Source organism: Devosia sp., from assembly GCF_040509215.1.
Lineage (GTDB): Bacteria > Pseudomonadota > Alphaproteobacteria > Rhizobiales > Devosiaceae > Devosia.
The window spans coordinates 1-5,384 of the sequence record NZ_JBEVLL010000337.1; the positions used below are offsets into that span (position 1 = coordinate 1).

Genomic DNA, 5,384 nt, shown 5'->3' on the forward strand with positions numbered 1-5,384 from the left:
CGTCATGAGAAACTGGTCCCACTTGCCCCCGAGATAGCCCGAGATCATGCCGACAAAGACGGCTATGAGCCGGCTCAGCACCGTCACCGTCAGCCCGAACAGCATGGTGTTCCAGATGGCCGCGCTCATCTGCCAGAGCACGTCCTGCCCGCGTGATGTGGTGCCGAACCAGTATTCGGATGACGGCGGCATATCGGGCGGCAGGAGGTAAATGGCCGTGTCGGGCAGCGGCGCCCAGAAATGGGCAAGAGCGAAGAGGAAAATGCCCAGGGTCAGCACGAAGCCGATGGCGAATTCCCGGTTGTAGACGAGTAGGTCGCGTAGAACCTTCAACATGGTCAGCCGAGCCTCACGCGTGGGTCAATGAGGGGGTAGATGAGATCGATGATGAGCACCGCGACAGCCACGGCAATGATCGAAATGGTCGTGACGCCGAGCACCAGCGAATAATCGCCGCGATAGATGCCCTGAATGAGCAGGCGCCCTACCCCCGGATAATTGTAGAGAAACTCGGTGATCACCGCGCCGCCGAACACGCCGCCAAGGCTCAGCGCCAGGCCGGTCAACTGCGGCAACAGCGCATTGCGCGCCACATATTGGGAAAAGATCTTGCCCGAAGAGACACCGGCGAGTTCGGCATAAACCACATGGTCGTCGGTGACGATATTGGAGACTAGCGAGCGCATCGAAATGAACCAGCTCCCGATACCGCCCAGAACCAGCGTCAGCGCCGGCAGCGTCCCATGCAGGATCAACGAGCGGATATAGTCGAAGGAAAAGGCTGGGGAGAGGTTCATCTGCGCCCCGCCCGAAATCGGCAGCAGCGGCCAGACAAAGCCGAACAACAACAACAGCACCAGCCCCAGGATGTATGTCGGCACGGGGTGCAGTGCCATGACCACCGCCCCCGAAAGTTTGAGCAGCAGGTTCGAGCGGAAGTAGCCGGCCAATGCCCCCAGCAGATTGCCAAGGCACCAACTGATGATCAGGGCCTGCAGCAGCAAGCCAACCGTCCAGGGCAGCGCCGCCATGATCAGCGACATCACCGGGGTCGGAAACGAGGACAGCGAGGGTCCGAAATCGCCCCGCAGCACCCGGCCCCAGAATGAGAAGTACTGGTCGAGAAGGCTACCCTGCAGACCATAGAGCTCGGAAAGCGCCTCGCGCATCAACTCGACCGAACGCGGGTCGGTGGCGCCGAAACTGGTCATCAACGAAACCGACTGCTCCACCGGATCGACGGGCGACAGGCTGGTGATGAGAAAGGTCAGCGATACGCCCAGGAAGATCACGAGGAAAAACTGGAAGAAGCGCTGGGCAAGATACTTTGTGAAGCCGTCCATGGGGGCCCGTCCTCGAACAATAAGTGTCGGAAGGTGCGGGCGGGGTTTTGACGCCCCGCCCGCCAAGCATGTCTCCTGAAAGTGGGAACCGGTTTCAGGAGAAAGACATGCGCAGCAACTAAGGACTAAAACGCGACGCGTTTTAGAGGCTTACTGCGCAGCCGGCGCGTTCGGATTGGCTTCCAGTGCCACGATCATGTAGCGCAGGTTGCTCCAGTTCGGGCCCGAAGCGGCATAGGGGTTCGCAGCACTCGGGTAACCCGTCCAATAGGTCGTGTCGAAGGGCGCGAACTTGTTGTAGGCCATCAGCGGGATCATCGGCATCTCTTCGACGGCAAGCTTGAGATAATCCATTCCGAGCTTGGCGACTTCGGGCGAGTCAAAGCTGACCTTGCGGTTGGCTTCGATCAGCGCGTCGAGCCGTTCATCCTGCCAACGCTGCAGATTGCGCGGCGGCTGGATTTCGCCGATCGGCTTGATGAAGTCCGAGTGGTAGCTTTCAAGGAAGAAGCTCAGGTCCGGATGACCGCCCCAGGTTTCGACCGACCAGCCGATGGCAACCTGGAAATCGCCCGGTCCAAGCCGCTGACCCCATGTGGGTCCAGCCACATCGACCGTCGTCTGGATGCCTTCCATCGACCACTGCTGGGCGATAATCGTACCAGCGCGTGCCAGCGTCGGGATATTGTCGCCTTCCACCATCAGCTTGATCGTGAAGGGCGTGCCGTCGGGCTTCATCCACTGATTGCCGTTCTTGGTGAAGCCGGCTTTCTGCAGCAGTTCGGCCGCGGCAGCCACATCCTGCTTCCACCAGCCGAAACCGAACATGCGCTTCAGCGCTTCCGGATCGGACGGGATCTGATCACCCCATTGCGGCTTTACGAGCGCAGCGATCTGTTCGGCCACGGTCGGATCGTAAGGCGTAATCTGGCGCGTCCCGGTGTCGAGGGTAAAGCTCGTCATCCAGTCCTGCATCGGCTCATAATAGTCGGTGATCGACGTGCCGGTCGGCGGTGTCGACAGCGCCGCCAGATTGGCCGCACCGCGATAGGAGCCCATGGCGACCGATCGAATGTCGATCATCAGCGCCAGTGCCCAGCGTACATCCTTGTCGCCAAACGGCTCGACCTGGTGATTGAACAGCACCGCAGGCAGCGTCGGATCGGGATGCGCAAACGGGAAGCCATCGAACCAATAGGCGGTGTTTTCGCCGGCATCGCGGGCAATGGTGAACATGCCTTCGGGCGCGATGTCGTTGATCACGTCGAGATTGTGGTTCATCTGCTCGATGACGCGCGCATCCGGGTTACCGGCATTGCGATAGACCACATATTTCACCTGCGGCTCGGCATCGAGTTCCATGCCGATCGAGGTGCGCTGCCAGTCATCGCGCAGCTTCCAGATCACCCAGTTGCCTGCCGTGTCATAGCTGTGCATCACATAGGCCGAGAGCGACACCGGCGGATTGGCCGAATAGGCCAGCGGATCTTCCACGGCTTCAAACACGTGCTTGGGCATGATCCAGGCCGCATTCCAGCGCACGGTAAAGAGCGTATGGAAGCGCGAATTCGGCGCCTTCAGGTTGAACACCACCGTGTTCCGGTCCGGCACCTCGACGCTTTCGACGTTCACCGTGAACGGTGCGCTCCAGCCCATGCCGGGATGCGCGATCTGCGTATCGACCGTGTACTTGACGTCATCGGCCGTAAACTCGACGCCATCGCTCCAGAAGATGCCTTCCTTGAGCTTCACCGTCATCTGCGTGAAGTCGTCATTATACTGAGGCCTGTCGGCGGCCAGCGCATTGGTCCAGGCCGCGTCGCCCGTACCTTCGGGGTTGATCCACCACAGCGTATCGGCCGAGAGCTGCTGGTTGCCATTGGTGGTCGAACCACCGCCTGGCGCCCACAGATTGAACCATTCGGCATTCTGCGCCGCCGGCCCCTGGATGATCAGCGCCTCGTTGCGGGGAATACCCGCGATGAAATCCTGGGCAGCAACCGGCATCGCCATAGCAGCGATGGCAAGAGCGGCTGCAGCCAGCTTCTTTATAAGCATGGTCGTTCCTCCTGATGCCCGCAAAAGCGGACAGCGACCTCGCTGACCCCGACAGGGTTCGAACGCGTCGCCTCCCTCGTCTCGACAAGGCGCCGCGCATATTCCTCCCGCGACCCTGCCTGCCAGCTTTATCGACAATTTTTCAGATGAGGGCAACAGGATTATCGACAAAATAACATCATGATCCGCACATTTCTGCGGTTTTGCGCAATTTGCGTAGCCAATTTCATCGATATTATTGACAACAAGGCCATGATTGGTAGGGTGGTATCGACAACCGCAGCAGAGGAGCGCGGTTCAATTCCCAAGCTAATCAGGGTGGAGAGAAGACGATGACAGCGACTTATGACGTCCGCATCGAGGTGGACGCGGGCGCGAGCCGCGGCGCTTACCGGCCATTGTGGAACTGGTGGGGCTATGACGAGCCCAATTATACGGACACCGCCAATGGCAAGAAGCTGCTCAAGGAGTTCACCGAGCTCAGCCCCGAACCACCCCGCATCCGCACCCACAATCTGCTGACATCGGGCGATGGCAAATATGCCCTCAAATGGGGCTCGACCAATGCCTATACAGAAGACGCCAACGGCAACCCGGTCTATGACTGGACCGTCATGGACGGCATTTTCGACGCCTATGTCGAAGCCGGCAATATTCCCCTGATCCAGATCGGCTTCACGCCTGAGGCCCTGTCATCCGACACCGGCCCCTATCGCCATTCCTGGGCCCTCGCCGACGCCTATGCCAAGATCACCACCGGCTGGGCATCCCCGCCCAACGATCTCAAGAAGTGGGGTGACCTCATCCACGCCTGGGCCCGGCACCTGGCCGATCGCTATGGCGAAGACCTGGTCCGCACCTGGCCGTGGGAAGTCTGGAACGAGCCCGATGGCGCCTATTGGAAAGGCACCGTCCGCGAATTCTTCGACATGTATGTCGTCTCCGCCAAGGCCGTGAAGTCAGCCGTTCCGGGCTCCCGCGTCGGCGGCCCGCACACCTGCGGCGCCTTCAACAATCCCAAAGCCCAGGCGTTCCTCCGCGAATTCCTCGGCTATGTCGTCGCGGAAAACGCCCCGATCGACTTCATCGCCTTCCACGCCAAGGGCAATCCGGTGATCTGGAAAGACCATGTCCGCATGGGCCTTCACAAACAACTCCGCGATATCGAGGCCAACCTCGCCATCGTCAACGAATTCCCGACCCTGAAACACCTGCCGACGGTCATCGGCGAATCCGACCCCGAAGGCTGCGCCGCCTGCTCCGCCCGCGTTCACCCGCAAAACGGCTACCGCAATGGCCCGCTCTACGGCGCCTATATCGTGGAAAGCATGATCCGCACCTACGAACTCAGCCAGCGTGCCGGCATCGAGATCGAAGGCGCAGTCACCTGGGCCTTCCTCTTCGAAGAACAGCCCTGGTTCGACGGCTTCCGCGACATGGCAACCAACGGCGTCGACAAGGCGGTGCTCAACGGCTTCCGCATGCTCGGCAAACTCAAGGGCGAATGGGTCGAAGCCAAATCCGACCATGCCGTTTCCATCGAACACATCATGGAACACGGCATCCGCGAACAACCCGACGTCAACGCCGTCGCCACCCGCGACGACACCGGCGTCTCCATCCTCGTCTGGAACTATCACGATGACGACGTCGAAGACGGCGCCGCCAACGTCACCCTGGCCCTGAGCAATCTAAAGCCCGGCAACCACAAGCTGACCCACTACCGAATGGACAAGGACCACTCCAACTCCTTCGGCGTCTGGAAAGCCATGGGCTCGCCCCAGGAAGTCACCGGCGACGACTACAAGAAGCTCGAAGCCTCGGGCCAACTCGCCGTCCTCGAAACCGGCACGGCCGACGCCACCTCCGGCGCCGTCACCCTGACAACCAACCTCCCCCGCCAGGGCGTCTCCCTCCTCCGCATCGACTACTAACCGAGCCGATGCACCAGCACCCCGCCAATCCTCCCAAGGGGCGGGGTGC

The 5,384-nt window shown here is 60.7% G+C and carries 3 protein-coding genes and 1 pseudogene; 1 reads left to right on the forward strand and 3 read right to left on the reverse strand.

Translation table 11 applies throughout. The features are described 5' to 3' along the window. The 3 genes and pseudogenes from ABW043_RS19115 to ABW043_RS19125 form a co-directional block, all read right to left on the reverse strand. Nucleotides 1-336, reverse strand: a pseudogene (locus tag ABW043_RS19115) (ABC transporter permease); the annotation flags it as partial. Nucleotides 337-338: 2 nt separating this feature from the next. After that, on the reverse strand, nt 339-1,343 hold the full coding sequence (locus ABW043_RS19120) for an ABC transporter permease (RefSeq protein ID WP_353922793.1): 1,005 nt from the start codon (nt 1,341-1,343) through the stop codon (nt 339-341). A 150-nt stretch (nt 1,344-1,493) separates the two neighbouring features. Continuing rightward, a complete protein-coding gene (locus ABW043_RS19125; RefSeq protein WP_353922794.1) occupies nt 1,494-3,401 on the reverse strand; it encodes an ABC transporter substrate-binding protein in 1,908 nt (635 codons plus the stop codon). 332 nt (nt 3,402-3,733) lie between these two features. Here ABW043_RS19125 and ABW043_RS19130 point away from each other — a divergent pair, with 332 nt between their 5' ends. Further along, nucleotides 3,734-5,335, forward strand: coding sequence for a GH39 family glycosyl hydrolase (locus ABW043_RS19130; protein ID WP_353922795.1), 1,602 nt, complete (start codon nt 3,734-3,736; stop codon nt 5,333-5,335). The last annotated feature ends 49 nt before the right edge of the window (nt 5,336-5,384 follow it).

Coding starts and splice junctions, on each gene's coding strand:
- ABW043_RS19125 (WP_353922794.1), bottom strand. CDS start 3,401: ATGCTTATAAAGAAGCTGGCTGCAGCCGCTCTTGCCATCGCTGCTATG.
- ABW043_RS19120 (WP_353922793.1), bottom strand. CDS start 1,343: ATGGACGGCTTCACAAAGTATCTTGCCCAGCGCTTCTTCCAGTTTTTC.
- ABW043_RS19130 (WP_353922795.1), top strand. CDS start 3,734: ATGACAGCGACTTATGACGTCCGCATCGAGGTGGACGCGGGCGCGAGC.